Annotated in this window: 21 protein-coding genes; 7 read left to right on the top strand and 14 right to left on the bottom strand. The window is 65.7% G+C overall.

The genetic code is table 11. From position 1 onward, the window contains the following. Window positions 1–6 precede the first annotated feature (6 nt). The 8 genes from TTER_RS11610 to TTER_RS11575 all read right to left on the bottom strand — a co-directional run bounded on the left by TTER_RS11610 (window position 7) and on the right by TTER_RS11575 (window position 6,974). On the bottom strand, window positions 7–927 hold the full coding sequence (locus TTER_RS11610; protein ID WP_012876222.1) for a carbohydrate ABC transporter permease: 921 nt from the start codon (window positions 925–927) through the stop codon (window positions 7–9). Window positions 928–1,144: 217 nt separating this feature from the next. Beyond that, window positions 1,145–1,888, bottom strand: coding sequence for a tyrosine-protein phosphatase (locus TTER_RS11605; RefSeq protein ID WP_012876221.1), 744 nt, complete (start codon window positions 1,886–1,888; stop codon window positions 1,145–1,147). 55 nt (window positions 1,889–1,943) lie between these two features. Beyond that, on the bottom strand, window positions 1,944–2,078 hold the full coding sequence (locus TTER_RS16215) for a hypothetical protein (RefSeq protein WP_277422786.1): 135 nt from the start codon (window positions 2,076–2,078) through the stop codon (window positions 1,944–1,946). 3 nt (window positions 2,079–2,081) lie between these two features. Next, window positions 2,082–2,504, bottom strand: coding sequence for a hypothetical protein (locus tag TTER_RS11600; protein ID WP_012876219.1), 423 nt, complete (start codon window positions 2,502–2,504; stop codon window positions 2,082–2,084). Between the two features lie 341 nt (window positions 2,505–2,845). Beyond that, entirely contained in the window at window positions 2,846–3,787 is a 942-nt protein-coding gene (locus tag TTER_RS11590; RefSeq protein ID WP_012876217.1) for a PfkB family carbohydrate kinase, read from the bottom strand. A gap of 1 nt (window position 3,788) precedes the next feature. Continuing rightward, the gene (locus tag TTER_RS11585; RefSeq protein WP_012876216.1) at window positions 3,789–5,243 is read right to left on the bottom strand and encodes a purine-cytosine permease family protein; all 1,455 of its coding nucleotides are present in this window, start codon (window positions 5,241–5,243) and stop codon (window positions 3,789–3,791) included. A 4-nt stretch (window positions 5,244–5,247) separates the two neighbouring features. Beyond that, window positions 5,248–6,249 (bottom strand): ADP-ribosylglycohydrolase family protein, encoded by a 1,002-nt coding sequence (locus tag TTER_RS11580; protein WP_012876215.1) that lies wholly within the window; start codon window positions 6,247–6,249, stop codon window positions 5,248–5,250. Further along, window positions 6,246–6,974 (bottom strand): GntR family transcriptional regulator, encoded by a 729-nt coding sequence (locus TTER_RS11575; RefSeq protein WP_012876214.1) that lies wholly within the window; start codon window positions 6,972–6,974, stop codon window positions 6,246–6,248. Before TTER_RS11575 ends, TTER_RS11580 begins: the two co-directional genes overlap by 4 nt. Before the next feature lie 110 nt (window positions 6,975–7,084). Between TTER_RS11575 and TTER_RS11570 the strand changes: the two genes are divergently transcribed. Then, a complete protein-coding gene (locus tag TTER_RS11570; protein WP_012876213.1) occupies window positions 7,085–7,432 on the top strand; it encodes a DUF190 domain-containing protein in 348 nt (115 codons plus the stop codon). A 119-nt stretch (window positions 7,433–7,551) separates the two neighbouring features. Here the strand turns inward: TTER_RS11570 and TTER_RS11565 are convergent, their stop codons facing one another. From TTER_RS11565 to TTER_RS11555, 3 genes are all read right to left on the bottom strand, one after another. Continuing rightward, window positions 7,552–8,091 carry a YciE/YciF ferroxidase family protein gene (locus TTER_RS11565; RefSeq protein WP_012876212.1) on the bottom strand — a complete coding sequence of 180 codons (540 nt, stop codon included), beginning with the start codon at window positions 8,089–8,091 and terminating at the stop codon, window positions 7,552–7,554. Between the two features lie 78 nt (window positions 8,092–8,169). Continuing rightward, window positions 8,170–8,754 carry a GNAT family N-acetyltransferase gene (locus TTER_RS11560; RefSeq protein WP_012876211.1) on the bottom strand — a complete coding sequence of 195 codons (585 nt, stop codon included), beginning with the start codon at window positions 8,752–8,754 and terminating at the stop codon, window positions 8,170–8,172. Between the two features lie 42 nt (window positions 8,755–8,796). Beyond that, window positions 8,797–11,073: an MMPL family transporter gene (locus tag TTER_RS11555; RefSeq protein WP_012876210.1), complete on the bottom strand. Its 2,277-nt coding sequence runs from the start codon at window positions 11,071–11,073 to the stop codon at window positions 8,797–8,799. A gap of 62 nt (window positions 11,074–11,135) precedes the next feature. Between TTER_RS11555 and TTER_RS11550 the strand changes: the two genes are divergently transcribed. Continuing rightward, window positions 11,136–12,377 carry a geranylgeranyl reductase family protein gene (locus TTER_RS11550; protein WP_012876209.1) on the top strand — a complete coding sequence of 414 codons (1,242 nt, stop codon included), beginning with the start codon at window positions 11,136–11,138 and terminating at the stop codon, window positions 12,375–12,377. Window positions 12,378–12,436: 59 nt separating this feature from the next. Here the strand turns inward: TTER_RS11550 and TTER_RS11545 are convergent, their stop codons facing one another. Continuing rightward, entirely contained in the window at window positions 12,437–16,360 is a 3,924-nt protein-coding gene (locus TTER_RS11545) for an alpha-amylase family glycosyl hydrolase (protein WP_012876208.1), read from the bottom strand. 146 nt (window positions 16,361–16,506) lie between these two features. Here TTER_RS11545 and TTER_RS11540 point away from each other — a divergent pair, with 146 nt between their 5' ends. Then, window positions 16,507–17,505, top strand: a complete 999-nt coding sequence (locus tag TTER_RS11540; protein ID WP_012876207.1) for a sugar kinase — start codon at window positions 16,507–16,509, stop codon at window positions 17,503–17,505. On the opposite strand, the gene TTER_RS11535 is transcribed toward TTER_RS11540, so the two are convergent. Both TTER_RS11535 and TTER_RS11530 read right to left on the bottom strand, forming a co-directional pair. Then, window positions 17,506–18,702: a DUF58 domain-containing protein gene (locus TTER_RS11535; RefSeq protein ID WP_012876206.1), complete on the bottom strand. Its 1,197-nt coding sequence runs from the start codon at window positions 18,700–18,702 to the stop codon at window positions 17,506–17,508. Between the two features lies 1 nt (window position 18,703). Further along, on the bottom strand, window positions 18,704–19,672 hold the full coding sequence (locus TTER_RS11530; RefSeq protein ID WP_012876205.1) for an AAA family ATPase: 969 nt from the start codon (window positions 19,670–19,672) through the stop codon (window positions 18,704–18,706). Between the two features lie 374 nt (window positions 19,673–20,046). Between TTER_RS11530 and TTER_RS11525 the strand changes: the two genes are divergently transcribed. From TTER_RS11525 to TTER_RS11510, 4 genes are read left to right on the top strand one after another with little or no spacing between them, the layout of a single operon-like run. Next, window positions 20,047–21,027, top strand: a complete 981-nt coding sequence (locus TTER_RS11525) for an LLM class F420-dependent oxidoreductase (RefSeq protein ID WP_012876204.1) — start codon at window positions 20,047–20,049, stop codon at window positions 21,025–21,027. Beyond that, window positions 21,028–21,750: an orotidine 5'-phosphate decarboxylase / HUMPS family protein gene (locus TTER_RS11520; RefSeq protein ID WP_012876203.1), complete on the top strand. Its 723-nt coding sequence runs from the start codon at window positions 21,028–21,030 to the stop codon at window positions 21,748–21,750. Next, window positions 21,747–22,796 carry a zinc-binding dehydrogenase gene (locus tag TTER_RS11515; RefSeq protein ID WP_012876202.1) on the top strand — a complete coding sequence of 350 codons (1,050 nt, stop codon included), beginning with the start codon at window positions 21,747–21,749 and terminating at the stop codon, window positions 22,794–22,796. Before TTER_RS11520 ends, TTER_RS11515 begins: the two co-directional genes overlap by 4 nt. Further along, on the top strand, window positions 22,797–23,570 hold the full coding sequence (locus tag TTER_RS11510) for an SDR family oxidoreductase (protein WP_012876201.1): 774 nt from the start codon (window positions 22,797–22,799) through the stop codon (window positions 23,568–23,570). Window positions 23,571–23,589: the final 19 nt, after the last annotated feature.

Below are 23,589 nucleotides of genomic sequence, written 5' to 3'. Positions count from 1 at the left end.
TACCCCCTACTCGTAGTACACTTTGCGCTGTAGCCACCCCACCTGCACCAAGGTGACCACCAGCAGGATGATGAACATCAGCATGCCCGAGGCTGCGGCTATTCCCGCCCGAAAGGCCCTGAAGCCCTGCTCGTACATGTACCAGATCAGCGTCGTCGTCGCGCCCACCGGGCCACCGTCCGTCATCACGGATATGATGTCGAAGGCCTGCACCGAGGATATGATCGTGGTGACGATCAGGAAGAAGGTCACCGGCGACAGCTGGGGCAAGGTGACGTGCAGGAACTGCTGCCACCTGCCGGCGCCATCGACCCGTGCCGCCTCGTACAGCTCGGCAGGGATGTTCTGGAGTCCTGCCAGGTAGATCATCGCGCTGTAGCCCAGGTTCTTCCAGAGGTACACGATGATCACCGCGGGCATGGCCCAGGCGGGGCTGCCCAGCCAGTCGATCGGTGGCAGCCCGAACCACCCCAGGATGGTCCGCATCAGCCCGTAGTTGGGATCGAAGATATAGGCCCACACCAGGCCCACCGCCGCGCCCGAGAGGATCACCGGCGCGAACACCACCGTGCGCGCGAAGTTGCGCCCGCGCAGCCGCTGGTTGAGCAGGAGCGCCAGCGCCAGCCCCAGCGCCAGGCTGCCCACCAGCACGGCCACCGTGAAGTAGAGCGTGTTGAACATCACCCGGTGAAAATCGGGATCGCTGAACAGGTAGGCGTAGTTCTCCAGCCCAACGAACCGCTTCACGGGCGAGATCATGTCCCAGTGCACCAGGCTCAGGTACCCCTGATACACCAGCGGCCAGTAGGTGAAGATGATGAACAGCAGGAAGTTGGGAGCAACGAAAGCTAGAAATATCAGGTACTCGCGGTTGAACACCCTGCGCCCGCGGGTGGCGGGTACCTGCCCCTTACTGGCTACCTCCAACCTATCGGCTCCTTTCACGCGTTATGCTCGCACGGATCAACTGCGTCCGCGCCATTATATTGGCCAGCCCCCGCCAGGGGCACCGCCGATCACAGAAAGCTAAGCAAGATTTAATGCTCTCTTTAAGATCAGGCTCGGCAGCCCGTCCACGGAGCTGTGCACATATGATACTCAAATTATGTGCAAATGCAAGTCCTTCGCATGTGGTCAGGCTGGATCAGGGCACGTAGCCCAGCAGGCGCGCTCGTATCAGCTCCAGTTCGAGGTCGGTCAGCCCTATATGCCGGAGGTAGGGATCCACACCACCGTAGCGACGATCCAGGTGATCGAGCACCTCCAGCATGACCTCTACTCGGGGCATCATGACTTCGAGCTCCCTCTCTATCTCCTGCCGACGCTCGGGGTTGTGCCTCAGGGTCTCCTCCCACTCAGGGCGCAGGCACTCAGCGGTGAGGGCGTAGTCGGCGGCTATCACGTCGTAGGGCACGCGCACCGCGCCCAGCAGCAGCGCCACGGCGATGCCCGTGCGGTCCTTGCCACCCACGCAGTGCAATAGCACCGCCCCCTCGGGCGAGGCATGGGCGATCGCGTGGATGACGCTCGCCACCCGATCGGTGTAGCGGTCCAGCATCATCTTGTAGTTATCGGCGAGGGTGGTGAAGTCCTTGGGAGGGAACTCCGCAGGATCGATCATCGAGATGTGGTGGTACGCGATGCCGTGCTCCCCCGGCATCGCGTATGGGTTGGGCTTGGCCTCGACCTCGTGCGGCAGGCGGAGGTCGACTATCGTGCGCACGCCGTACGCCAGGAGGGCTGCGTGGCCCGCCATGGTGAGCTTGGACACCGTGTCGGCGCGCACCACGGCCCCCCAGCGCGTCTGCACCCCGTAAGCCGTGGGGTAGCCCCCGAGGTCGCGGATGTTGAGGCAACCCTCCCAGGCAAGAACCCTTCGACGCTCCATACCGCCTCCTATAGGTTACCTAACGATACCGCAGCAGGCCGAAGGGCGCAAGCCCCTACCTCCAGGAAGGCTCGGGAGGCGACTCGGTCCGCCCCACGTCGGCATCCCACGCCGCCCTCGAGCTCCACACCAGGTAGATGTTGTACAGCGCGGCGAACGCAAAGCCCAGCAGCATGCCCCAAAATCCCAAGCCCTAGTGTACCTGTATCAGCCCGGAGAGATCTCCCAGGTCGGAGCTGGCTGCCAGCTCCTGCCGCATCGAGTTGATGGTCGAGACGCGCAGCAGCATGATGTCCAGCGCGCCCAGGATGCCCAGGATCGCGCTGACGAGCCCCTTCCAGCCCCTCCAAGCCCCCAGCCCAAGGACGATGCCCGCCACGGTAAAGGCCGCCAGGCCCCTCATGTGCCACTTCCAACCGGCCCCGGAGCCTCTTTCGCTGGGGGCGCTCGCCTCGTTGAGCTCGGGCGCCACCCATGGGTCCTGCCCGAGGGCCTGGTCCATCGCCGTGACCCTCATCACCTCCTGGCCACCACAGGTAACGGTCATGAACGGCAGGGTGAAGCAGAGCAGCGTGAGCAAGAACAACAGAGCAGATAGCCTAGGACTACGCAACATGATACCCCTCCAGTGATAATTTGGCTTCACCCAGCGCAGGTGCGGTGCAGCCCGGGCCGGAGGTTTGAGGTCATGGGCTACAGCCCACCCCGATGGCCCCGGCAGCCAGAGCTGCCTCCCATCCACCAGACACCCCCAAGTATAAGCACCCTTTTGACAGCTTATATGTCACAACATAGCGGCACGAGAGGCAACAACGCGCCAAGCCCCATCTCCGAGGCGGGTAATTCCCATCTCCTGGGGGACGTAGCGACCGGGTGGGACCTGTGCCCCAGGGGGAACAAAAAGGCAAGGGGAGAGCTGTAGCTCTCCCCCGCCTCCCCGCTCAGGGCCTCGGAAGCCTACCCCGACCTCTCTTCACACAGGAGGGTCTCCAGCTCCTCCAGGGTGGGGCCCGTGGCCGGACCCCGACGCCCGACAGCTATCGAGGCCGCGACGTTGGCCCGATGCGCGGCCTCCTCAAGAGGATGTCCCGCGTGCAGCGCCGCCAGCAGCGCCGCCACGTGCGCATCGCCAGCCCCCGTGGAATCCACCGCCGCCACGGGCCTTCCGGGCACGTGCCTCAGATGCCCCTCAGGACCGGCTATCCAGCAGCCGTGAGCCCCCGCCCGCACCACCACCCAGGCACCCTCGTGGAGCAGGCCGGCAAGCCTCTCCACAGCGGTCGGCAAGGCATCCTCGCCAGTCAGTATCGCCAGCTCCCGCTGGTTCAGGCTTATTATGTCAACTCGCCTCAGGACGACGTAGAGGTACCTGACCGGGATCTCCCCCACGAGGGGGCCTGGATCGAAGGCCAGCAGGACGTCCTGCGGCAGGGCCGGCAACCAGTCAGCGAGCGCGGCACCGGATACCGGGTAACACAGGTCGTAGCCCGAGACGTACACCACGTCCCCGCCCACAAGAGGGATGACAGCGAGGTCCGAGGCGGTGAGCTTGGACTCCACCCCTGGAGCCGTCACGAACGTGCGCTCACCATCAGGCTCCACCAAGCCGATGTCGAAGCCGGTATCACCATCGTCGGACGGAGGCAGGAGGATGGGGATGTCGGCCGACTCCAGGTCGCGCAGCACCTGAGCCCCCATCGGGCCGCTGCCCACCTTCCCCGCATAGGCCACCGGCATACCTAGCCTGGATGCTCCCACCAGCACGTTGTAGCCCCCACCGGAGGTCACCACCGCCCCCTGCGCCAGGACGTCTCCCCCTCTCTCGGGCATGTGGGGCACGTAGAGCAGGACGTCCACCAGCACGCTGCCCACCAGCACCAGCCTGCGAGGGCACCTCATCTCAGGACTCCCCCGGGCGCTCTCGCTGGCCAGCCGCCACCTGCCCGCGGGCGAGCACCGCGCCCAGCAGCCAGTAGGTCAGCATGCTCACCAGCAAGCCCATAATGTAGCCCAAGCTGCTCGAGGCAAACACCCCTTTGGCCAGGGGCCCGCTGAACCATGGGGACACGGTGAAGGCCAACCCGACCAGGACGCCGCAGAGCCAGGCGATGCATGCGGGCCAGTGGATCCCCCCTGAGTAGTAATAAGGGCTCCCCGGATCGGTCCACCTGAGCCCCTCCGGGTCATAGCCACGGCGCAGCAACATGTCCACGAGGAAGACGCCAACCCAGGCAGCTAGGCCGTCGGCCAGCAGCTGGAGGAAGCTGATGAAGGGCCCGAAGAAGTCCTGGGCTATGATCATGACGTAGACCGACCCCAACACCATGATCACCCCATCTATCAGCACCGCCTTGTGCCTCTGGAGCCTCACCCCCAGAGCCAGCAGGTTGAGCCCCGAGGAGTAGATCGAGAGGTCCGCGGCAGCTATCAGGCCGCCTATCGCAGTGATCAGGTAAGGCACGGCCATCCACGCAGGCAGGGCATCCCCTATCACCTCCACGGGGTTGGAGGCGGAGGCCAGGTCCGACACCCTGCTGGAGAGCAGCACCCCCGTCATGATCAGCACGAACAGGGGGATGGTCGCCCCCAGCACCGTCCACCCCACTATGGAACGATCGCTGCTGCCTCTGGGCAAGTAGCGAGTGTAGTCCGCGCCGGCGTTGGCCCATCCTATGCCCGTGCCGGCCATGATGATGCTCAGCGTCGCCAGCACCCCTGAGTCCCAAGCTCCCCATGGGGCATCGAGCAGCTTGCTCCACTGCGTACCCGGGATCAGGAAGATGATCACCAGGACGGTGAGCGTCCCGAGGATCCAAGTAGCAGCCTGCTGGATGATGACCAGCGTCGCGTGCCCCAGCAGGCCGAACATTACTACCAGCAGGGCGATGACCAGCAGGCTCACCACCGTCCACAGCGAGTTGGCGGGCAGCCCCAGCAGCCCCAACAACCCCAGCAGGGCGTACGCCGCGGTGATGACGCTGACCGTCTCCCAGCCCACCAGGCTCAGCCAGCTGATGAACGCGGGCCCCAAGTTACCCCGCACCCCAAAGGGCGCGCGCGATAGGGTCAGCATAGGAGCGCCACCCCACTTGCCAGCCACGCTGAGGATACCCACCAGCAGGAAGGATAGGGCCGAGCCCACCAGGGCGACGACAGCACTCTGCCACAGGTTGAGCCCCGCGGCCGTCAGTATCCCGCCGTACACTATCCCGAGCACGCCTATGTTAGCGGGAAACCATATCCAGAACAGCTCCGATGGTTTACCGTGCCTCTCGCTGTCCGGTATGGGCTCTATACCGCGCAGCTCGATAGCCCATGGCCTGTCCACCTCAGGATGATGAGTCTTAGCACTCACGATGTTACCTCCCCACTATACTCTGACGCAGCGACAACAGGGCCGCGACCAATTCGTCCACATACAGAGAGTTCACCTCACGCACAAGCGCCAGAGCCTTCGATGGGAAGGCGCTCTCCCCACAGCAGGCTCCCAACATGGCCCCCGTGATAGCCCCTATTGTATCGCTGTCGCCCCCCAGGGACGCCGCGGCTAGGCAGCCCTCCCAAGGGTCATCCGCGTACAGGGATGCGAGCGCAAAGGCCGCCGGCACCGACTCCTGCGTCAGCACGCCGGTGCCGACCAGGTCGTAGATCCTCTCCTGAGCGCTCGACTCGTCCAAAGGCTTCACCAGGGAGACGGCCCACGAGATCCTCTCGGCCACGCTGGGGCCGGCAACGTAATGGCCCCGCTGCTGACCGAGCTGGGCGGCGCGCAGGGCCAGCTGGAGCCCCTCCTCAAAGCTACCACCCTCCACCCCCACGCTAACCACCGCCGCCACGGCAGCAGCGCCGGCGATGGCCAGCCCGGTGTGGTGCGTGGGCAGGCACACTTGCTCCACGCGGTCGACGAGCCGGGACAACGGCTCGGGAGGCACGCATATGCCCACCGGCGCTATGCGCATGGCCGCGCCGTTGGTGTCGCCTCGGCTGCCCGCCTGGCTGGGAGCCACCCCTCGAGCCACGGCCTCCAGCGCGCGCCGGGAGGAAGGCCCGAGCTGCTCGCTGCCGTCCGCCTCCGCCTCGCGCGTCCAAGCCAGGAGCTCCTGGACGAACAGCGAGACGTCCAGCCTGCCGTCGCCCTGCACCAGCAAGCGCGCGACGATAAGGGCCTGCTCCGTATCGTCCGTCACCTTGCCCGCGGGCTGCCCGGCGCTTATGGGATTTGCCGAGGGCCCTGCCTCGAACCAGCGGACATCCCCCAGCAGGGACCGCACCTGCTCTCGCGGCAGCATCTGGGTGGGCATGCCCAGGGCATCCCCTATAGCCAGCCCGTACAGGGCTCCCGCGGCTCGCAGCCGGCTCATCCCCGTCGCTCCCAACCTTCCCTCTCAAACGTGATGTGCAGGCGGAAGTGGCCTGGGTCGAGCAGGCTGGCCACGTACTCCATCAGCGAGCCGTGTTGGTCCCGCAGCGCCCGACGACTGAGGAGGAACGGCTCCCCCACAGCTCTCCGGAGCAGCTCCGCCTCATCCTCCCGCAGCCTCGCCACCTCTATCCACTCCTCGCTGCTGGTCGGGATCATGCCGAGCCGCAGCGTCAGCACGTCCATCAGAGACTCCTGGCGGAAGTCCACGTCCAGCAGGGCGGCCGTGCTGTCGGTCAGGGGTACGCGGCTGCGCTCCAGCGATATGGGCTCACCGCCGGACACGATGCGCAGCCTGTCGAGCGCGATGAAGTGCGGGCCGGTGCCGAGCTTGGCTCCCAGCTGCCGGTCCTCCACGGGCCCGAAGTGCACGATCCGCGACTCCACCGCCACGCCGCTGCTGGTCAACGCCCTGCTCCACCCCGCAGACCACTCCAGGGGCTGGTTATCGAAGGTGATGTAGCTGCCCGATCCCACCCTAGTGGTGATCAGCTGCTTGCGCGCTAGGTCGGCCAGGGCCTGCCTGATGGTCGTGCGGCTGACGCCGAAGCGGCGAGCTAGCTCGTGCTCCCCAGGCAGCCTGTGCCCGGGCTTGAGCTTGCCGGAGGTTATCTCCTCCTCCAGCAGCGCAGATATACGCTTGTAGACGCTTTCCTGTCTAGACATCTTTTGAGCAGATTGTACCCTAACCTGTACACGATCTCAATACCGAGAGCTATTGTCCTCCGGGCGAAAAAGCACTATCCTCTGATACATCTAAGAGTTGGAGGCGGAACATGCACTTATCGGGAAAGGCAAAGCGCGTGAGGATCTACATCGGCGAGGCCGACAGGCACGGCAACCGCCCCATGCACCTGGCGATAGTGGAGATGCTCCGCCGGGACGGCTACGCCGGCGCCACGGTCTTCCGAGGCATAGAGGGCTTCGGGCGCACGAGCCGCCTGCACACGGCGACCATCCTGCGCCTGTCCGAGGATCTGCCCCTGGTGATCGACGTCGTGGACTCGCCCAAGAAGATCGATGCCCTGCTGCCCAAGCTGAGAGAGCTGGGGGTCAACGGCCTCATCACCGTGGAGGACGTGGAGGTGTACCAGTACGGCGGGCCACAGCACCCAGAGGGCTAGCCCTAACGACCGATCTGCAAGGGGGAGGTCGGCCCCACGAGAAATATGCCGGAGGCCTCATGGTCGCGGGGAGGCAATGGGTGTGCGGCGCAAGCCGCACACCCGGAAGGTGTTCGTTGTTAGATCGTGGGCGGAGGGGTATCCGTGCCGTGGGCCATAGGGCCCTGCACGTCCCCGGACAGCTGTCGGGCCATGCCCTGGATGAGATCCTCGAGCTTCCCAGCGGTCTCCTCCTCCTGCTGGAGGTTCTGCCTTAGTAGCTGTGCCGCGTCCTCGAGGCCCATCTGCTCCAGGCCCACGATGAGCGCCCTGTAAGAGGCTATCTCGTAGTGCTCCACCTTGCATAGCCCACCGGCGATCATGCCGTCCCGCAGCGTGTTGTCTTGGGTCTCCTCCATCCCCTTCTGGGCTTCCGCCACCAGGCCCCGAGCGGAGTCGCAGGAGATCTGCAGCGGGGTCTCCCCCATCAAGGAGAAGACCTGCTCCAAGTTGCCTATCTGCTGCCCCGTCTGCGACATGTGCTCCTGGATGCCCGCGCGCAGCTCCTGGCTGTCGGCCTGGGCGAGCGCCTGCCGCATGCCCTGGAGGAACTGCCTCTCCGCATCGTAGATATCCGATAGTTCGTAGATCAGCTTCGTCTTCGCGTCCGTGATAGCCATCTTTCTCTCCCCTTGGTCCAAAAGCCCTGTGTACCGCTGACCCGGGTCGGACTTATAGAGAGCAGATAGCATGCCACGCTACCATATCATCCCGCCGAGATCGATCACGCCCTCCCCGGGCCACGCCTCGAGGGGAGCTCTCACCGGCAGGATGAAAGTCGGATAGCTCGCCTCCATCCACTGGCCGGTCTCCGGGGAAATGAAGCGGGAGGGTTGGTGGACCCTGGTCCAGCCGACGCGCTCGTAGAAGCCGGCGACCGACTCCAGGCAGTACAGTAGACCGAAGTCGACCGGCTCGCGGTGCAGCGCCGCCTTGAGCTCTTGCATGAGGCGCTTACCCAGCCCACGCCCGCGGGCTCCCTGGCGCACGGCCACCTCCCCCACTCCGGCCACCTCGACCGTGGCGTCCGCCACCTGGATCGGCCGGATGACGTAGTCCAGATGGGCCAGGAGCTCGCCGTCCCCGCCCTCCAGCAGCAGCCTGCGATCCGGCCTGGGACCTCTCCAGGACTGGCGCGAGAACAGCTGGGCTGCGTGCGGGAAGGCCTCCACCAGCAGAGAGCTGATCCTGTGGTGGTCCCGCGAGCTCAACTCCTCCTCTCGCAACAGGCGCACGCGCAGGTGCCCTCCGGCGTGCGTGCAGGATCTCTCGGCCTGGTGCATCTCCCCCTCCGCAAAGTTTGCATGGAGAGTATAGCATATAGATCAGGAGTTTGTATTGACAGGTGTAAACGTCTTTTTATCCTCTGCCTCTCCCTCGGCCGAGATCCCGAACCTCCGGTAGAACCGAGCCAGCGGTCCGGGAGCCCACCAGTTCCACTGCCCCAGCAGGCGCATGGTGGCTGGCACGAGCAGCGTCCGCACTATCGCCGCGTCGACGAACACGGCGATCGCCATGCCCAGCCCTATGGACTTGATGACCAGGGTGTTGGCGAAGGTGAAGGCCACGAACACCGTGATCATGATCAGGGCGGCACCCGTGATGATGCGGCCGGTCTTCTCCAGCCCAGTGGCCACCGCGAGGGTGTTGTCGCCCGTGCGCTCGTACTCCTCCTTGATCCGGCTGAGCAGCAGGACCTCGTAGTCCATCGAGAGGCCGAACAGCGCACAGAACAGGATCACGGGCAGCGCGCTGTTGATCGGGCCCGGATGGAAGTTGAGCAGGCCCGAGAGATGCCCTTCCTGGAAGATCCACACCAGCGCCCCATAGGAGGCGCTCAGCGACAGCACGTTCATCAGGAACGCCTTGATCGGCAGGAAGACGCTCCCCAGCAGGAGGAAGAGCGCCACGTACGTGGTCACGAGGATGAACGCCAGAGCCTTCGGCACGTCCTCCTCTATGAGCTGCAGGGAGTCTATGTCGTAGGCGGTCTGGCCGGTGACCAGCACCTGCCCATCCACCTGCGGGTGAGAGCTGCGGATCTTACGGACCAGGTCACGAGCCTGGTCGCTGTTGGGATCGAGATCGGTGTACACCTGCACGACCACGATCTGCTTGCCAACGCTGCCCTCGACGGCCTGCCGCAGGGGAGCCGGCAGCGCCGACACGGGCTGCGAGAGCAGCTGCTGGTACTGCTGCTTCCCCAGGCGGGGGTCGAGGTTGGTCAGGCTCTGGACCCGCACCACGTCGGGCTGCTGCTCGAGCCAGCGGGTGAGATCGTACAGCTGCCCTATCCTCTCCGGGGTGAGGGGCGAGCCCTGATCGTACTTCAGCACCACGTAGATCGGGTTGAGATCCCCTCCCGGGAACTCGTTGCGGAGCATCTCGACGCCCCTGCGCGACTCAGCGTTCTTGGGCAGCGCGTTGATGTCCGAGAGCGCGAGCCTGATGTGCAGGAAAGGCACCCCCAGGAGGAGCAGGATGGCCCCCACAACCACCAGCACCTGCCAGGGATAGCGCATGATGGCCATCGAGAGCCTGTGCCAGTAGCCGTTGCCCTGCCCCCGGCGCTCAGGGTGCACGAACGGCACCCTCAGGCTGTTAACCCTGCGCCCTAGGATGGCCAGGATCGCTGGCAGGAGCGTGAAGGCGTAGAAGACCGAGAACACGACCACCACCGTGCCGGCGACGCCGATCGAGCCGATGTCTGCCAGCCGGAAGAACGTCATGCCCAGCATGCCTATGGCCACGGTGATGCCCGAGAACAGCACCGCCCTTCCGGCGGTGGAGAGGGTTCTGCCGAGCGCCACATCGATGGGGCTGCCGTTGATCTCCTCCCGGAACCTGCTGACTATGAAGAGCGAGTAGTCGATCGCCAGCGCCAGCCCCAGCATCGTCACTATGTTCTGGGAGTACACCGTCAGGTTCATGTAGCGCGCCAGGAGCAGCGTGCCCGTGAGTGCCCCCACGATCGCGAACAGCCCGGTGCCCAGCGGGATGGCCGCGGCCACCACCGAGCCGAACACCAGCAGCAGCATGATCAGGGACGCTGGGAAAGATATCACCTCGGCACGTCGCAGGTCCTCGCTGGAGATCTGCTGGAACTCGTACAGCGCGGGCAACGTGCCGGACTGGATCACGCGCAGCTCAGAGGACCGCACCTCGTCGTGCAGCTCCCTGTAGATGTCCTGCAGGCGCTCATCGCTCGCCCTGCGCAGCTCCACCACGGCGTACGCGCTGTGCTTGTCCTTGGAGATGAACTGGGGGTTGACGTTGCCGCCGTCGTACGGGGTGCGCACGCCCAGCACGTCCGGGCTGCGCCTCAGCGGCTCGAGGGCCCGCTGCATCTCCTGCACGAAACGCGGCTCCGTGGCCAGCAGCTCGTCGCTGGTGAAGATCACGTAGTAGCTGGGAGCCGAGCTGGGCAGCTGCTCGTTGATCAGCCTGCTGGTGCGGCCCGCCTCGGTCTGCGAGGCGAACTCGATCGAGCCCAGCTTCCCCCCGTACTGCCTCAGGTAGGCCGTGAGGACCAGGCAGAGCACGGACAGCAACAGCACCCACCATCTATGCCGATAGACGAACCTCCCCCAGGCGTCGAGCAAGTCACTTTCCCCCTTTCCCTCGTCAAGGCTGTGGTGTTAACATCTTCCAGAGATAGTTAACCATGTTAACTACTTTTGCGCAAGGACGGCTCCCACCAGGGGCGGAAGAGGTGTACAATGCAGCCATGAAAGCCGGCAAGTACGATGTAGTGGTCGTGGGGGCGGGCCCGGCGGGGAGCGCCTGCGCCTGGGAGCTTGCGAGGCACGGGGTGCGCGTGCTGCTGCTGGACAAATCGGAGTTCCCGCGCGACAAGACCTGCGGCGACGGGCTCACCCCCCGCGCCGTGAGCGTGCTGGAGGGGATGGGCCTCGCGCGGGAGGTGGCAGGCATGGGGGGCCGCGTGTCCCAAGTGAGGGTGGTGGGCCCCGGCGGTACCTCCACCACCCTGGGGATGCCCGGGCGGGGAGGCCTCGTGGTGCCACGCCTCCGGCTGGACGACGCCCTCCTCCGGAGGGCCACCTCGGTGGGGGCGGAGTTCGAGGCGCCCGCCCGGGCCGAGGCCGTCGAGCTCGAGGGCCAGCACGCGCTGGTGCGCCTGGAGGACGGTCGCGGGGTGCGGGCCAGGATGGTGGTGGTGGCCACGGGGGCATCTCCCAGGTTGCTCGAACGTTCCGGGCTCGTGGCCGCGCGCCCGAGGCTGCTGGCCGCCTCCAGGGCCTACTTCGAGTGCCCGGCAGCCCAGGTCGAAGAGATGGTCTTCAGCTTTCAGGGGGTGACCCTGCCAGGGTACGGCTGGATCTTCCCGCTGGGAGGTGGGCGCTTCAACGTGGGCGCGGGGGTGCTGGCGCGCCATGAGGGCTCGACCGCGCGCAAGGAGTTCGAGGCCTTCACACGCAGCCGCCTCTGCTCGCGCCTGCTGCCCGGGGCGAGACGCGAAGGGCCGGTGCGGGGCTTTCCCCTGCGCACGGACTTCCTGCGCTCTCGCCTCTGGGCCCCCGGGGTGGTCATGGTGGGCGAGGCCGCGGGGCTGGTGAACCCCCTCACGGGCGAGGGTATAGACTACGCCCTCGAATCCGGGGTGATCGCCGGCCGGCACGTGCGCGAGATGCTCTCCAGGGGGGAGATCGAGGCCCGCGCCTACGAGCGGGAGCTGCGGTCGCGCTTCTCGGAGCTGTTCCGGACCTGCGAGCGGCTGCGCTGGCTATGCCGCAGCCGCCTGGCGGTGCACAGGCTCGTGACGGCCGCGGACCGTCACGAGGACCTGCGGCGCATGACGGCGCGCATCGTCCTGGGCCTGGAGGCAGAGGGCAGGGTGCCGGTGGCCATGGCGGCCAAGGCCCTGGTCGCGCTCCTGGGGGCCTGACGCCGGACCACTCCCCCAAAGGGGCCTCTTGCGAGGGCGATTCTAGCCCTCGCAAGAGGCTAGTTGCCGCAGGGCGAGATGTTCCTCCAGTTGGCCACCGTGTCCTGCACGAGCTGCCTGCCCTCCGAGTCCCCGACGACCCTGAGGGTGCGGTTGGAGATCTCCTCGCACGAGGGCCCCTTCTCCACGTAGTCCCAGGAGCCCAGCGTGTACTTGTACTCCACGGACGTCCCCTCGGTGAACTCCAGCGTTATCCTCCACTTGCCGTCATCCCCCTTGGTCAATGCGACCGTGTGCGGGTTGCACCAGTTGCAGATCTGCGGCTGGTTGCCCACGATGTACACGGTGGCGTCGGGCGGGGTGGTAGCGGGCACCGCCACCTCGAAGGTCACGGCCACCTGCCGCGAGCTCGGCACGGCGCTCGCCTCGTTGCTGGGGGCGGAGACGTTGGCGGCCTCGTCCACCGCCCTCACCACGTAGTAGTAGCGGGTGCCGGTCTGCAGCCCCGAATCGGCGTACTGCGTGATGGCCGCGTCGGTGGACCCCACCCTGTCGTAGGGGCCGCCGGGCTGCGTGCTCCGGTAGACGTCGTACCTATAGACGTCGAGCGACGTGGACGCGTCCCAGTCCAGGAGGATCGAGCTGGGGCCGTTGTTGTACGCTCGCAGGTTGGTGGGCGCCTCCGGCGGCGTCTGGTCGGGGTTGGGATGCACCACCAGCGTGCCCGGGCTGTCCACCTGGTCCTGGAAGCTGCCGCTCTCCGTGCCGTCTATATCGCCGTAGGTCCAGCTCTCCCCGCCTGTCGTGCTGTACCGCACCAGGTAGTCGTAGGTGCCGGGCGTGTCCGGCTGGAGCACGCCCTTGTACTCGTCGTTGTTGCCCACGTCCGTGTTGAACTGCATCGGCACCCAGGTGTCCCAACTCCTTGGGTCGCTGCCCTGGGGCCCGTACCCGAGCTGCGCGATCAACCCTGGCGTGGGCCCCGGCTGGTTGGTGACGCCGTCTATCCAGACCTGGCCGTAGACCGTGTCGGTGGTGTAGCGGGCGCTCACGGTGTAGTCCAGGCTATGAGGCCACTGGAGGTTGGCCCACCCGATCCTGTAGCCGGGGGTGGCGCTGGCCTCGTTGGAGTTGGCGCTCTCGTTGCCGACGCCGTCGAGCGCGCGCACGACGTAGTAGTACTTCTGGCCGCTGCGCAGCTCCGCGCTGTCGTCCAGGTAGCCCGTGGTGGTCACAGGCGCCGCGTTGACCCTGACGTACCCTCCACCGGTGACCGGGCTCCGGTAGACGTTGTAGCCCACCGCGCCGGCCACGGGCTGCCAGGAGAGGTGGACCTGCATACCGTCGGCCGAGGCCTGCAGCCCACTGGGTGCGGCCGTGGGGGTCAGGTCGGCGTCCCGCGTCACGAGCAGCGCGCCGGCCAGCGGGCCGAGGCTGAGGATCACTCCGCCATTGCGCACGTAGGCCTCGCCGTGGCCGCCCACGAGCCACGAGAGCTCGGTGTTCTCCGGCAGGTAGCCCACCACCGGGACGGTCACCTGCCTGGCCTGCTTGGAGGTGTTGAGCACCACGATCGAGGCCTCGTCCCGCCACTTGCGGCCGTAAGCGACCACGCCGGCATCGTCATCCACCAGCAGGAACCGCAGGTCGCCGTTCACCAGCGAGGGGTGCTTGCGCCTCTCGTGGATCAGGTCGCGATAGTAGCGGTACATCGCCATGTCGGGCTGGCGCTCGTCGCCCTCGGCGCGCGCCTCGCGATCCCCCCACGGGAATGTGCGCCGATCGTCGGGGTCGTCATCTCCCGTCAGGCCCACCTCGTCGCCGTAGTAGATCGTGGGGGCCCCGGGCATGGTCATCTGGATGAGCGCTGCCAGCCGAAGCCGGGTCTTGCCCTCCGCCAGGTGGGCGGAGTTGCGCTCGCGGCCGTCGGGGTTCTCCACGCCCGGCGTCAGCGTCCACAGCACGCGCTCCGTGTCGTGGGAGTCCAGGAGGTTCATCAGCGTCCAGTAGGTCGCATCGGGGTAGTCCTCCCTGATGGACTGCAGCCGGTTGACGAACTCCGACGGCCTGATGGGCTGGCCGCTGCCAGGGAAACCCTTGCCGTCGAACGGGCCCGGGGCCAGCAGCGAGATCACCGCGTCGCGGAAGCGATAGTTCATCGTAGTGTCGGCTGTGTCGCCCTGCACGAACGGCAGGACGTCGAACTTCTTCCAGAGCTCGCCGATGATCACGGCGTTGGGATCCACCTGCTTCACTCGCTGCCTGAACTCCCTCCAGAAGGCCACGCTCTTGTCGGGCATGACGTCCAACCGCCAGCCATCGGCACCCTGGCGGAGCCAGTAGCGGGCCACGCTCGAGTCCGCACCGTAGATGTGGGCCTTGACTGGGTCGCTCTCGGCAAGCTGCGGCAGGGAATCGAAGCCCGCCCACGCCGCGTAGTAGGAGTCCCCATCGCGCGTGTAGGGCGCGCAGGCAGCCGGCTCGCTCCCCACGGGCCGGCGGAAGCGGAACCAGCTCCGGTAGGGCGAGCTCACGCTCTCGCACGCCCCGACTCCGTACAGGGCATCGTTCCAGTTGTGGTAGCGGTCGAATACGGGGCTGTCGGACGACATGTGGTTGAACACCCCATCCAGGATGATGCGTATCCCCTGCCTATGGGCGGCGCGCACGAGCGTCCGCCAGTCGCCCAGGTTGCCCAGGTAGGGGTCGATGATCTTGTAGTCGCGGGTGTCATAGCGGTGGTTGGAGCCCGCGGCGAATATGGGGTTGAAGTAGATCGCGGTCACCCCCAGGCGCTTGAGGTAGGATAGCTTCTCGGTGACCCCTTCCAGGTCGCCGCCATAGTAGTCGCGGCCGCGGGGCTGCTCCCGCGTGGATGCTGGCTGCGCAAACCTCTGCGGGCAGGGGTAGTCTCCCGCGTAGTTCCGGCAATAGCCCTCGGGCAGCTCCCCCCACCGCATGCGCAGGATCTGGTCCCATTCGGGGCGGCTGGCGCCCGTGGGATCCCCATTGGGGTAGGCGTAACGGGGGTCGCTGCTCAACCTCGGGTTACCCCGCACGGGCTTGGGGTCGTTGGAGGGATCGCCGTTGCGGAACCTGTCGGGGAAGATCTGGTACACCACGGCGTTCTTCATCCAGGTGATCGGCAGGAAGTCGCGGCGGTGCACCGTCACCGCCCATCCCCAGTCAGGCGACTGGTCGAATGGGCGCCCCATGCCGCCGTCGCGAACCTCGCTATCGTCCTCGTAGTACACCACCTTCGAGCCATCGCGGACTATGAACCGATAGTAGATGGTGCCGATCGGGCCGGCCTCTATCCTGGCCTGCCAGAAGTCGCAATTAAATGGCAGGTCCTGGTAGCAGGAGACGTCCTGCGCCACCCGCTGCATGTCGTACAGCCTCTCGGCGTTGAGGCCGGTGTGCCACACGCGCACGGTCACGCTCGACACGTCGTCGTGGAAGGTGCGGAACCGTACGAGGAACTCCGCGCCCTCGGGCACGGCCCCGAAGGGCACTCTGTAGAGGGTATCGCGGCTGTCGTGTCGGAGGCCGTCCCAGAAGACGTCGTCATCCCCTATCCTCGGAGGCCGCGTGCCCTCCACCACGTGGCGCACCTCGTGGGTGGCCGAGTTGTAGTAGAAGGTGACGCTGTTGTCGGCCGCGGCTACCTCGAAGCGCTGGTTGTTGGCCGGGAAGCTGTAGTCCCAGGACCTGTTGAGGGCGACCTTGTACTCGTAGGCGCCGACGGGCAACGTGCCGGCCGGGATCGTGAAGGTGTACACCCCATCCCCGTCGGGATCGCTCATGAGGGAGAGGTCGCACGACGGCTGCCAGTCGCCGGGACAACCTATCTCGCTCTGGAAGCTGCCAGCCACAGTGGCGGTGCTGAACGGGACGTGAGATGCCGCCGCAGGGGAGGAGCGCAGGAAGCCCATCAGCAGCATCACGACCACCAGGCACACGTACAGACGATAGCGACGCATATCACCTACTCCTCAGGTAGAGAATCTCATGGCACAGACCAGCGGGTAGTATACACCCATCGACCCAAAATGCAAGAGGCACGGGGTATGCAACGGGAGGCAAATGATGGTATAACATTCTTCCCAGGATCTTGTGGAGGTCGAGCTTGTCAGGATACGACATTGTGAGCTTCGGGGAGACGATGCTGAGGCTGACGCCGCCCGGGGGCCGCAGGCTGGAGGAAGCAGATACCTTCGAGGTGCACGTCGGCGGCACCGAGTCCAACACCCTGGCCTGCCTGGCCCGCCTGGGGATGAGGGTGGTCTGGATGTCGGCGCTGCCGGACAACCCTTTGGGGAGGCGAGTCGAGCGCGAGCTGAGAGCTTATGGCGTCGACACGAGCCACGTGGTGTGGGCGCCCTCCAGCAGCAGGCTGGGCATATTCTACGCCGAGGAGAACCCGCCTCCCCTCGGCACGAGGGTCTACTACGACCGCGCGGGGTCGGCGTGTGCTGAGATCGACCCCTCTCAGCTGGACCTGAGCGTGGTGGACGGCTCGAGGATGCTGCACCTGACGGGCGTGACGCCCGCCCTGGGCGAGGGAGCGAGGGCCGCCTTCTCCCGGCTGCTCCGCCGGGCGCACGAGCGCGGGGTCAGCATCTCCTTCGACGTCAACTACCGCTCCAAGCTGTGGAGCCCTCCGGAGGCGGCTGCGGCCCTGGAGGAGGCGTGCAGGCTGACGAACATCCTGTTCTGCACCCGGGAGGACGCCCAGACCCTGTGGGGCTTCGAGGGAGACCCCCAGGACGTGCTGTGGATGCTGTCCGAGCGGTTCGGCAACGGGAGGCAGGATCGGGCCTTCGTGCTGACCCTCGGCCCGGACGGCGCTGCCCATATGCGCGCCGGCACCTACGAGTGGGCCCCAGCGCTCGAATCCGCTGGCCGCTACCGGTTCGGCTCCGGCGATGCCTTCGCCGCGGGGTACCTGTACGCCCTGCTGGGAGGGCACCACAGCCAGCAGGGGCTGGTCGACAGGGAGGTGTCGCCGCTGCTGGTGGGCAATGCCTTCGCCAGCATGAAGCGCTGCATGCCCGGCGACATCGCGCTCATCACGCCCGAGGATATAGCGCAGGTACTGGGCAACGCCACCACCCGCTTCAGGTGATCAGGCCGTGCGGGGCAGCCAGGTCTCCAGGTCCCGCTCCGTCCACACGTGGTACATCGGTATCCCGATGGACGCCGCCTGCCGTCGCACCAGCTGCTCCGATTCCCCGGGGTGCACCACCACCAGCGCCACGAGCAGCCCCCCGCGCTTGAGGGCCAGGAGCGTGTCGACCACCCTGGTGTTCACCCCTCCCGTGACCACCACCACGGTGGATCCCCAGGCTAGCTCGGCGGTCGCCCGGGTCACCAGGTCACCCAGGGAGTACTCATCGATCGGTTCCACTCGAGCCAGAACCTCCAGCAGGCTCATCAAGTGCCCCCTCTCGCTCCGCGGTAGCAGCACGAGCCTCTGCCGAGCTTCCACCAGCGGATCCATGGCGTCCACCGCCAGCCCTGCGGGCAGGTCCTGCCGCACTACCACATGGTTGGCGAGGGAGGCAGCGGTGACCACGGCCAGCTCGATCGCCTCGTAGCGCCTGCGGACCGAGTAGCTCTCCTCGCACATATCCAGGCAGATGAGGGTCTCGCGCGCGATCGCGGGCTGGTACTGCTTCACCAGCAGCTGCCCCGTGCGCGCGGAGGCGCTCCAATGGATGCGCCTGGGGGAGTCGCCCCGCTGGTAGGCCCTCACCCCCATCGTGCGGTTGGGGTCCTCGAAGAGCGGGTAGCGGGTGGGCAGCGCCGCCAGCGGGGAGTGCTCCGGCAGCTGCAGCTGATGGAGGGGCACCACCCTGGGGTAGACTATGAGCCGATCCGCCCGGTCGACCGTGGCGTACACCTGGTGCATGCCCAGCAGGTCGCCGCTGCGCAACGTGCAGGGACCGAGCAGGTAGTACCCTCTGTGCCTGCACCTCAGCGAGTACTCCCGCGACCACGTCTCGTGCGCCCCCAGCGAGAGCACCTCCGGCCTGAAGGGCGAGGCCAGCAGCTGCCCCGGGATCGTGTCCCTCACCTCCAGCCAGCTGACGGGCAGCACCCCGGTGTTGGTCACCCGCAGCGTCACCCGGACCTCGTCTCCGGTGAAGGCGCGTTCCTGGAAGCTGCGAGCTACGGCCACGTGGCCCACAGATCGACGGGTCCACAAGCTCGACAGCACGTACAGTCCTACGAGGAAGTACACTATGGTAAAGAAGAAGCTGATACGCAGCAGGATAACTATCCCTATAATGAGCACCAGCACCGGCAGGTAGTTCCGCATCTTACCTCACACCGCCCATGTCGAGCGGCTGGCGCTCGACGATCTCCGCGACGATGCCCGTGGCGGTGCGCCCCCGCAGCTGGCTCTCAGGCTTCACGAGCAGGCGATGCGGCAGCGTGAGCGCCGCCATCTGCCGGACATCCTCCGGGATGACGTAATCCCTCCCCCGCAGCGCGGCCAGCGCCTGCGAGGTCTTGTACAGCGCGATCGATCCCCTCGGGCTAGCCCCCAGCGCCAGGTCCGGGTGAGACCGGGTAGCCGCCACCAGCCCTACTATGTACTGCTCCAGCGTCTCGTCCACGTGGACGTCGGTCACCTGGTCGTAGAGGGCCCACAGCTCATCCGCTTCGGCCACGGGCTCCAACGTCTCTATGGGATGCCGCTTGCGCAGGTTGCGCAGCATCTCCACCTCGGACACCTCGTCCGGGTAGCCCAGGGGCAGGCGCATCAGGAACCTGTCCAGCTGCGCCTCGGGCAGGGGGAAAGTGCCCTCGAACTCCACCGGGTTCTGGGTGGCCAGCACCAGGAAGGGCGACGGCAACTGCCGGGTCACGCCCTCCACGGTCACCTGGCGCTCCTGCATCGCCTCCAGCAGCGCCGACTGTGTGCGGGGAGTAGCACGGTTGATCTCGTCTGCCAGCAGTACGTTCACGAACACCGGCCCCGGTTGGAACTCGAATCGCCCCTCCCTCTGGTTGAAGATGCTGACCCCGGTGACGTCGTTGGGCAGCAGATCAGGAGTGCACTGCAGCCTCTTGAACTCCAGGCCTATGCTCACCGCCAAAGCTCTGGCAAGCATCGTCTTGCCTGTGCCGGGCACATCCTCTATGAGCACGTGTCCCTGGCACAGCAGTGCCACCAGCAGGTACTCTATCTGCTCACGCTTGCCGATGATCACCCTCTCCACGTTCTCTACGATCCGCTGGGCGAACCGGGTGACCGCGTTCTCCCTGTGCTCAACCGTCGCCATGTACTCCTCCTGCTCTTCCTTTGGTGTTGCCAAACAGTCTAACACCTTTAACTTATAAAGGGTACTGTCGCAGCTATATATTAGAGTCAGAAGCGGGCACCCAGAGAGCGGCATGATCTAGCAGCAAAGACAAGCACAGCGATCATCGCCAGTGGACGATACAGCTACAGCACCCCTTTTATATAAAACTATTGTCCAATCAAGAGGATAGCACAAGCCATAACTAACGTATATAGTGATTCTTCCATACAGTAATAATGATCATCCCAGAGTCCGCACCTACCACCATCGGAAATATCCCAAAGGTGATTGATCAAGAGCAGCCGCTTATGCCATAGTAGGTAAGCACAACACTCAGCTACAAGGAGGGTAACATGAGCGAGGGAATAGGCTTTGGGGTATTTGTACCACAGGGGTGGAGGATGGACCTGGTGGAGATCCCAGATCCCATAGAGCAGTACGAAGCCATGACCAACGTAGCCAAAACAGCCGACTCCATCCCAGGCTGGGACTCCATCTGGGTCTACGACCACTTCCACACCGTCCCCTCCCCCACCCTCAACACCACCTTTGAGTGCTGGACCATCACTGCTGCCCTGGCCAGGGACACCCACCGAGTCAACATAGGCCAGATGGTCACCTGCAACGGCTACCGCAACCCTGCACTCCTGGCCAAGATGGCCTCCACCGTCGATGTCGCCTCCCATGGCAGACTCTACTTCGGCCTGGGAGCTGGCTGGTACGAGCATGAGTGGCGGGCCTATGGCTATGGCTTCCCTGAAACCAGGGTCAGAATGGGCATGTTCAGGGAGGCTTGTGCCATCATCCATGCCATGTGGACCCAGGACTACCCGCAGTTTGAGGGTAAGTACTACCAGATAGATCGTCCCATCAACGAGCCCAAGGGAGTGCGCAAGCCCCATCCCTCCTTCTGGATAGGAGGTGGAGGAGAGAAGGTCACCCTCCGCCTGGTGGCCCAGTACGGCAACGCCTGTAACCTCGTCTCGACAGATCCCCAAGTAGTAAGGCACAAGCTGGAGGTGCTCAGGCAGCACTGTGAGGAGCTGGGCAGAAACTACGATGAGATCATCAAGTCCTCGGAGATAGTGGTGTACCTCACAGACAAGCCCAGGGATCACGAGGACGTGCAGCGCGCCCTCAGCACCCAGACGCCGGACTTTCAGGAGAGGGCAGTGGTGGGCAGGCCGGAGCAGGTGGTGGAGTGGATCAAGCCGTTCGTGGATGTGGGCATCAACTACTTCGTGGTGTACCTCATCCGCTCGGCCTACGAGACCGAACAGCTGCACCAGTTCGCTGAGGAGGTCATCCCCCACTTCGCGGCCTGGAGGGGCTAGATGATACCTCCGGGCAAGCCCATCGTCCAGATATCGCTGGACGTCACGACCATGGAGGAGGCGCTGGATATGGCCCACAAGGCGGTCAGGGCAGGCGTGCAGTGGCTGGAGGCCGGCACCCCGCTCATCCTCTCGCAGGGGCTCGGAGCCGTCAGGGCGCTGCGCGAGGCCTTCCCGCACACCACCATCGTGGCCGACACCAAGATCATGGACGGGGGCTACCTGGAGGCCGAGATGGCGGCCCTGGCCGGTGCGGACTACGTGGTCGTGATGGGCAGGGCCCACGAAGCGACCATCAGGCAGGTGGTGCGCGCCGGCAGGACCTACGGCATCGGCGTCATGGTGGACGACCTTGCTACAGAGGATAAACCCCAAGCGTGCAAGCGCTTCGAGGAGCTAGGTGCAGACATCATAATCCATCACGTTGGCTACGACGAACGGCGCGATCCCGGGGTGATTGCTCAGCACGGCGGCACCCCACCCAGACCTTCAGATGACATTGACGAGATCCTAGCTGCCGTGAGCGTGCCAGTGCAGGCCGTAGGGGGACTGTCTGTGGAGGAAGCGATCGAGCTGGTGCGTCGCGGGCTCAGGTTTCTAGTCCTGGGTGCTCCCTTGGTGATAGATTCGAGCAGCTTTAGGTCCGCTCCGGGAGACGTCGAGGGCGTTCTGCGAGAGATCATGGCGAAGCTGGAGAGCATACAGGAGGCAAACGAGAGTTGAGAGCGCTAGTACAGTACGGCTTGCGGCCTGGTGAAGTGGAGCTAAGGGATATCCCGGTGCCAGAGGTCACGGAGGACAGCGTCCTGCTTAAGGTAGATGCCGTGGGCATCTGCGGCAGCGACATACACCAGGTCCACGGCACCCAATCCTGGGAGGTGTGCGTGCCGGTGGTGCTGGGGCACGAGTTCACCGGCACGATCGAGCGGGTGGGCCCCAACGTCGTGGGCTTTCGCCCGGGACAGCGAGTGGTCTCCGAGACGGCGGCCGTGATCTGCGGCCGGTGCACCCCCTGCCGCACCGGGCACTACAACCTCTGCCCCCACAGGCAGGGGTTCGGCTACGGCATCGACGGCGCCATGGCGGAGTACGTGCGGGTGCCCGCAAGGTGCCTCCACGCCATACCCCAGGACTCCGATGCCGTGGCGATGGCGCTCACGGAGCCCGCGTGTGTGGCCTACCAGGCGGTGGTGCAATCGGCGAGGGTGCGCGCCGGGGACTCCGTCCTCGTGCTCGGGCCAGGCCAGATAGGGCTGCTCTCGGCCATGCTCTGTAAGCTGCAGGGGGCACAGCCCGTGGTGGTGATGGGCACGGAGCGCGACGAGCATCGCCTCAGGAAGGCCGAGGAGCTCGGGGTGGACGCGGCGCTGAGGGTCGACCAGGCCGACCTGCGGGAGCTGGCGAGCGGCATCGGCGACGGCCTGGGGTTCCACCTGGTGGTGGACGCCTCCGGTGCCTCGGCGTCGTTCGTCACGGCCATGGAGGCCGTGCGCCCCCTGGGCGAGATAGTGAAGGTGGGCTGGGGGCCGCAGCCCCTGGCGGCCTCGCTCGACCCACTCGTGCGCAAGGCGGTCACCGTGAGGGGCTCCTTCAGCCACACCTACGAGACTTGGGAGCAGGTCATAAGGCTCATAGCCAGCGGCAGGTTGCCCACCCGGCAGCTGGTGGGGTTCGTTGGGGGGCTCGACAGCTGGCGCACGGGCTTCGACCTGATGGGATCTGGGCAGGTGGTGAAATCCGTACTATTACCCAACGGGGAGGCGAGCTGAATGGGCAACAAGCTGCAAGGGAAGGTGGCGATCGTCACCGGCGGCACGAGCGGCATAGGCGCGGGCATTGCCCGGCTGTTCCTGAGCGAGGGCGCCTGCGTGGTCGTCAGCGGCCGGGATCGGGAGCGCGGGGCGCGCGCGGTGGAACGGCTGGCACAGGAGGACGGCCACGCCGGCAGGGTGGTCTTCCACAGGGCCGACCTGGCCAACCCTGCCGACTGCACGGCGCTCGTGGAGCGCACCGTCGAGGCCTTCGGAGGGGTAGACGTGCTGGTGAACAACGCTGGGGACTTCACCAGGGGCACGGTGGAGGACACCACGCTCGAGCTGTGGGAGCGGCACATGGCGGTCAACCTCAGGGCACCTTTCCTGCTCATGCAGGCATGCATCCCGCACATGCGTGCCAGGGGTGGGGGGTCCATAATCAACATAGGGTCCGTCAACGCCTACATAGGCGCTCCCAACCTCTTCTCCTACTCAGTATCCAAGGGCGGCCTCATGACGATGACCAAGAATGCCGCCCAGCAGCTCAGCAAGTATAGGATACGCGTCAATCAGCTCAACGTTGGCTGGACCCTCACGGAGGGAGAGGACCGCGTGCAGCGGGAGGTCACGGGAGACCCGCACTGGCTAGAGCACGCGATCGCCACGCGTCCATTCGGGCGCCTGCTGCTGCCGAAAGACATCGCCAAGGCCGCGCTGTTCTTCGCATGTGATGACAGCCAGCTCATCACCGGGAGCGTGCTCGTAGTCGAGCAGCAGCCGGTGGACTGACGTTATGACCAGGAGTACA

The sequence above is a fragment of the Thermobaculum terrenum ATCC BAA-798 genome (genome assembly GCF_000025005.1).
Classification (GTDB): Bacteria; Chloroflexota; Chloroflexia; order Thermobaculales; family Thermobaculaceae; genus Thermobaculum; species Thermobaculum terrenum.
The sequence above is the reverse complement of the archived record's forward strand: the minus strand, read 5'-3'. Positions and strand labels throughout refer to the sequence as shown.

Bases quoted from the DNA above. Each gene is read 5' to 3' on its own strand.
- TTER_RS11570 (WP_012876213.1), top strand. From the start codon at position 7,085: ATGCACTTATCGGGAAAGGCAAAGCGCGTGAGGATCTACATCGGCGAG.
- TTER_RS11580 (WP_012876215.1), bottom strand. From the start codon at position 6,249: ATGAGCCGGCTGCGAGCCGCGGGAGCCCTGTACGGGCTGGCTATAGGG.
- TTER_RS11590 (WP_012876217.1), bottom strand. From the start codon at position 3,787: ATGAGGTGCCCTCGCAGGCTGGTGCTGGTGGGCAGCGTGCTGGTGGAC.
- TTER_RS11605 (WP_012876221.1), bottom strand. From the start codon at position 1,888: ATGGAGCGTCGAAGGGTTCTTGCCTGGGAGGGTTGCCTCAACATCCGC.
- TTER_RS11550 (WP_012876209.1), top strand. From the start codon at position 11,136: ATGTTAACTACTTTTGCGCAAGGACGGCTCCCACCAGGGGCGGAAGAG.
- TTER_RS11575 (WP_012876214.1), bottom strand. From the start codon at position 6,974: ATGTCTAGACAGGAAAGCGTCTACAAGCGTATATCTGCGCTGCTGGAG.
- TTER_RS11600 (WP_012876219.1), bottom strand. From the start codon at position 2,504: ATGTTGCGTAGTCCTAGGCTATCTGCTCTGTTGTTCTTGCTCACGCTG.
- TTER_RS11545 (WP_012876208.1), bottom strand. From the start codon at position 16,360: ATGCGTCGCTATCGTCTGTACGTGTGCCTGGTGGTCGTGATGCTGCTG.
- TTER_RS11510 (WP_012876201.1), top strand. From the start codon at position 22,797: ATGGGCAACAAGCTGCAAGGGAAGGTGGCGATCGTCACCGGCGGCACG.
- TTER_RS11530 (WP_012876205.1), bottom strand. From the start codon at position 19,672: ATGGCGACGGTTGAGCACAGGGAGAACGCGGTCACCCGGTTCGCCCAG.
- TTER_RS11525 (WP_012876204.1), top strand. From the start codon at position 20,047: ATGAGCGAGGGAATAGGCTTTGGGGTATTTGTACCACAGGGGTGGAGG.
- TTER_RS11520 (WP_012876203.1), top strand. From the start codon at position 21,028: ATGATACCTCCGGGCAAGCCCATCGTCCAGATATCGCTGGACGTCACG.
- TTER_RS11560 (WP_012876211.1), bottom strand. From the start codon at position 8,754: ATGCACCAGGCCGAGAGATCCTGCACGCACGCCGGAGGGCACCTGCGC.
- TTER_RS11535 (WP_012876206.1), bottom strand. From the start codon at position 18,702: ATGCGGAACTACCTGCCGGTGCTGGTGCTCATTATAGGGATAGTTATC.
- TTER_RS11565 (WP_012876212.1), bottom strand. From the start codon at position 8,091: ATGGCTATCACGGACGCGAAGACGAAGCTGATCTACGAACTATCGGAT.